The sequence below is a fragment of the Streptomyces sp. NPDC057654 genome, assembly GCF_042800135.1.
Lineage (GTDB): Bacteria > Actinomycetota > Actinomycetes > Streptomycetales > Streptomycetaceae > Streptomyces.
In genome coordinates this window covers 1-4828 of the sequence record NZ_JBHVHQ010000670.1, presented here as the reverse complement: position 1 = coordinate 4828, position 4828 = coordinate 1, and the positions used below count along the sequence as shown (strand labels likewise).

General features: G+C 71.5%; 4 protein-coding genes. 2 read left to right on the top strand and 2 right to left on the bottom strand.

Features of this window, described 5'->3' with window-relative positions; genetic code table 11:
- The first annotated feature begins 305 nt into the window (after positions 1 to 305).
- Entirely contained in the window at positions 306 to 944 is a 639-nt protein-coding gene (locus ACFU99_RS33330; RefSeq protein WP_384399168.1) for a YceI family protein, read from the top strand.
- A 10-nt stretch (positions 945 to 954) separates the two neighbouring features.
- Here ACFU99_RS33330 and ACFU99_RS33325 read toward each other — a convergent pair whose 3' ends face one another.
- Positions 955 to 2499, bottom strand: a complete 1545-nt coding sequence (locus ACFU99_RS33325; RefSeq protein WP_384399166.1) for an FAD-dependent monooxygenase — start codon at positions 2497 to 2499, stop codon at positions 955 to 957.
- Between the two features lie 106 nt (positions 2500 to 2605).
- Between ACFU99_RS33325 and ACFU99_RS33320 the strand changes: the two genes are divergently transcribed.
- The gene (locus tag ACFU99_RS33320; protein WP_384399164.1) at positions 2606 to 3244 is read left to right on the top strand and encodes a TetR/AcrR family transcriptional regulator; all 639 of its coding nucleotides are present in this window, start codon (positions 2606 to 2608) and stop codon (positions 3242 to 3244) included.
- Positions 3245 to 3279: 35 nt separating this feature from the next.
- Here ACFU99_RS33320 and cimA read toward each other — a convergent pair.
- Positions 3280 to 4828 (bottom strand): citramalate synthase (gene cimA, locus ACFU99_RS33315; protein WP_384399162.1); only part of this gene is annotated, 1549 nt, incomplete at its 5' end.

Below are 4828 nucleotides of genomic sequence, written 5' to 3'. Positions count from 1 at the left end.
GTCGAAGCCTGCGCCGAGGAGGAGGGCGCGCCAGCGGGCGCGCAGCTCGGCGAACTCGTCGGCGGCGTACGCCTGTTGCGCCAGAGGGAGGGTGAGGGCGGCGGCGCTCAGCGCGGCCAGGAGGCCGCGCCGGGACCAGGGAGTGCGCGGTGGCGGCACAGGTGTCCCCTTCCCCCGCGCACGCCCCTCCAAAACCGGCCGAGCCTGCCCCCGAAGCAGATGCACGATGCATTCTGTTGAATGTTGAACGATATCGCGCTACAGTCATTCTCGTTGAACGTTAAACAAGACCCTGAGGAGGAGCCATGGCTCTGTTCAACCGCAAGCGCAGCACCACCGCCCCCACCGCGTCCGCCGGCACCGGCGGCACGGCCGTCATCGAAGCGGACCCCGCGCTCGCCGCGCTGACCGGCGAGTACACCATCGACCCGGCGCACAGCAGCATCGGCTTCACCGTGCGGCACGCGATGGTCACCAACGTCCGCGGCGCGTTCACCGACCACGAGGGGTCGCTCACCCTCGACGGCGCCGACCCCGCCCGGTCCAGCGCCGCCATCGACGTACGCATCGCCAGCGTCGACACCGGCATCAAGGACCGGGACGGCCACCTGCTCAGCGGCGACTTCTTCGACGCCGAGCGCTTCCCGCTGATGAGCTTCCGCTCCACCGCCGCCGAGCGGCTGGACGGCGACCGCTACCGCGTCACCGGCGACCTGACGATCAAGGACGTGACCCGTCCGCTCGCCATCGACCTGGAGTTCAACGGCTCCGCCACCGACGTGTACGGCAGCGAGCGCGTCGGCTTCGAGGGCAGCGCCGAGATCCTGCGCTCCGACTGGGGCCTGACCTGGAACGCGGCCCTGGAGACCGGCGGCGTCATGGTCAGCGACAAGGTGAAGCTGACCTTCGACATCTCCGCCGTCAAGGCCGCGCCCCAGAGCTGATGCGGGCCGCTCAGCGACCGAGGCGCCGCAAGTGGTCCGCCACCGCGGCGCCCCGGTCCGGCGCGTTTCCCGTCAGCCGCAGCGCCACGTAGTCGTCGGGCCGTACGAGCACGACCCCGCCGCCCTCCATCCCGTACGCCGCGCGGGCGTGCCCCTCGTGGTCGTCGAGCCCCTCCGGGCCTCCGTCGATCAGGCACGTACGCAGCGGACCCGCATACTCCGCTCCCGCCCTGGCCAGCGCCTTCGCGCTGTCCGGGCCGAAGCCGAGAAGGGTGTGCCCGGGTCCCGCGAACTTCTCGAAGAGCCGCACCGGCCGGCCGGTCGCCGCGTCCCGGCAGGGCGCGTCCGGAGCCCGGTCGCCCGCCGCGAGCCCCTCGCCCTCGGCCGCCCGCTCCTCCGCGCCGCCCGACAGGGAGCTCCAGCGATAGCCGACCCCCAGGGTGCTGGTCTCCGCGTTCGCGCCCACGTCCGTGCCGATGCGCCCCGCCGGAATCCCCTCCACGATCCTGCGCAGCCCCTCGTTGCTGGTCTTCAGCGTCCACGCCGCGACGGGCAGCCGCTCCTCCTCGTACGTGTCGAGCAGACCGGTCCCCGCGTGGCCGCCGAGGACCAGCGCGAGCTTCCAGCCGAGGTTGAAGGCGTCCTGGATGCCGGTGTTCATGCCGAGGCCGCCCGCGATGGAGTGCACGTGCGCCGCGTCCCCGACGATGAAGACCCGGCCGTCGCGGAAGCGGTCGGCCATGCGGACGTTGACGCGGTACGTGGACTGCCAGGTCGGGTTGGCGAGCCGTACGCCCGGGACCTTGGCGACCCGGTCGAAGAGGTCCTGGAAGACCTCCAGCGACGGCTCGGGGAGCCGTCCCCGCTCGTCCGTGCCGGCCGCCCCCTGGAGCTGCCAGTGCGACGAGCCGCGGAACGGGCAGAGCATGATCCCGCTGCCCTCGCCGAACCACTGGTGCCAGAAACCCCGGTCGAGGCCGTCCGCCTCCACATCGCCGATGAGCATCATCTCCTCGGCCGCCGTCTCCCCCTCGAAGCCGACGCCCAGCGCCTTGCGCACGAAGCTCTTGCCGCCGTCGCACCCGGCCAGATAGTCCGCCTCGATGGTCCGCCCGTCGGCGAGCACGGCCCGTACGCCGTGCTCGTCCTGCGTGAAGCCGGTCAGCTCACAGCCGAGTTCGACCCGCACCCCGTACTCGGCGAGCTTGCCGCGCAGCAGTTCCTCGGTGCGCCACTGCGGCAGCAGCAGACCGCTGGAGTACGGGACGTCCGGCCGCGCTTCCGCGAAGTCCCAGGAGCGGGTGTCGGCAAGGTGTACGCCGTCGCGGTACTTGCGCAGCACGATGTGCTCGATTCCCGCCGCCGTGAGCTCCTCCTCCAGTCCGAGGCCGGCGAGGAGTTCGCGGCTGCGCTGGTTGAGGCCCTTGCCGCGGGAGCCCCGGTGGAACTCGGGGGCCTTCTCGATGATCCGTACCGCCACTCCGGACCGGGCGAGCGAGCAGCCCAGGGTCAGCCCGGCGGGCCCCGCCCCCACGATCAGCACTGCGGTGCTCATACGGCTTCCTTCCGTCGTCATGCCGTCAATGGAACGCCCACGGGACAGAAAATGCAACCGGGTAACGAATCTATCTTGGTTACGAAAAATCTGCTACGGTGGAAGCGTGAGCGAGGAAACCGGACTGCGGGAACGCAAGAAGCAGCGCACGCGGCGGACGCTGTCCGACACGGCCATCGAGCTCTTCCTGAAACGCGGCTTCGACCAGGTGTCGGTGGCCGACGTGGCGGCCGCGGCGGAGGTGTCCAAACCGACCCTGTTCCGCTACTTCCCGACCAAGGAGGACCTGGTCCTGTACCGCATCGCGGACCACCAGGGCGAGGCGGCGCGCGTCGTGCGGGACCGCGCGCCGGGCATATCCCCCCTGGCGGCGCTGCGCGCCCACCTGCACGACCGGCTGGACGCCCTCGACCCGATCACGGGCCTGACCGGGAACCCGGCGGTGCGCGCCTACGCCGACATGCTCTATACGACCCCGAGCCTGCTGACCCGCGTGGTGAGCTACACCAACCGCGACGCGGACGAGCTGACGGCCGAGCTGCTGGCGGCCACTCCGGGAGCGGACGAGTCGATGACACGGCTGGCGTCCGGCCAGATCCTGCTGGCCCACCGGCACCTCGCCCACGAGAACTGGCGGAAGTCGTCCGAGGGCCCCACCCCCGAAGCCGTCCTGGCCGAGGCCCACGCCGCCGTCGACCGCGCGTACGACATGCTCACATGGGGGCTGGGGCCCGACTACGGGTGAGGGGGCGCGGCTCACTCCCCCTCACCCCACGCGGCTCACTCCCGCGGCTCGACCCCCGCGCGCCGCAGCCCGTAGGCGTACGCGTCGTCCAGCGCCTGCCACGACGCCGCGATCACGTTCTCCGCGACGCCGACCGTCGACCACTCGCCGCGCCCGTCGCTGGTGGAGACCAGTACGCGAGTGATCGACCCGGTGCCCTGGTGGCCCTCCAGGATGCGGACCTTGTAGTCGACCAGCTCGAACTCCGCGAGCTGCGGATAGATCCGCTCCAGACCGACGCGCAGCGCCCGGTCCAGCGCGTTCACCGGCCCGTTGCCCTCGGCGGTCGCCACCAGCCGCTCGCCCTTGGCCCACAGCTTCACCGTCGCCTCGTTGGCGTGCGTGCCGTCGGGGCGGTCCTCGACGATCGCGCGCCAGGACTCGACCCGGTAGTAGCGCGGCGCGCTCCCCTCCTCCCCCTTCTGGAGCTCCTCGCGGAGCAGCAGCTCGAAGGAGGCGTCGGCGGCCTCGTACGTATAGCCCGCCAGCTCCCGCTCCTTGACGCGCTCCACGACCCGGCCGACCAGCTCGCGGTCGCCGCCGAGGTCGATGCCCAGCTCCTTGCCCTTGAGCTCGATGGAGGCGCGGCCGGCCATGTCGGAGACCAGCATCCGCATGGTGTTGCCGACCCGCTCGGGGTCGATGTGCTGGTACAGGTCGGGGTCGACCTTGATGGCGGAGGCGTGCAGCCCGGCCTTGTGGGCGAAGGCGGAGACGCCGACGTACGGCTGGTGGGTGGAGGGCGTGAGGTTGACGACCTCGGCGATGGCGTGCGAGATCCGGGTCATCTCCTTCAGCCCGCCCTCCGGCAGCACCCACTTGCCGTACTTGACCTCCAGCGCGGCGACGACGGGGAACAGGTTGGAGTTGCCGACCCGCTCGCCGTAGCCGTTGGCCGTGCACTGCACATGGGTCGCGCCCGCGTCCACGGCCGCGAGGGTGTTGGCGACCGCGCACCCCGTGTCGTCCTGGGCGTGGATGCCCAGCCGCGCGCCGGTGTCGGCGAGCACGGTCCGTACGACCGCCTGGACGTGGGCGGGCAGCATGCCGCCGTTGGTGTCGCAGAGCACGACGACCTCGGCGCCGGCCTCGTGGGCGGCGCGCACGACCTGCTTCGCGTACCCGGGGTTGGCGTAGTAGCCGTCGAAGAAGTGCTCGCAGTCGACGAAGACGCGGCGGCCCCGCCCCCGCAGATACGAGACGGTGTCGCGGACCATCGCGAGGTTCTCGTCCAGGGTGGTGCGCAGGGCGAGTTCCACATGCCGGTCGTGCGACTTGGCGACCAGGCAGACGACCGGGGTGTCGGCGTCGAGGAGCGCTGCGACCTGCGGGTCGTCCTCGGCCCGTACGCCCGCCTTGCGGGTGGCGCCGAACGCGACGAGCCGCGCGTGCTTGAAGTCGATCTCCTCGCGCGCCCGCTGGAAGAACTCGGTGTCCCGCGGGTTGGCGCCCGGCCAGCCCCCTTCGATGAAGCCGACGCCGAAGTCGTCCAGGTGGCGGGCGATGGTCAGCTTGTCCGCGACGGTGAGGTTGATGCCTTCACGC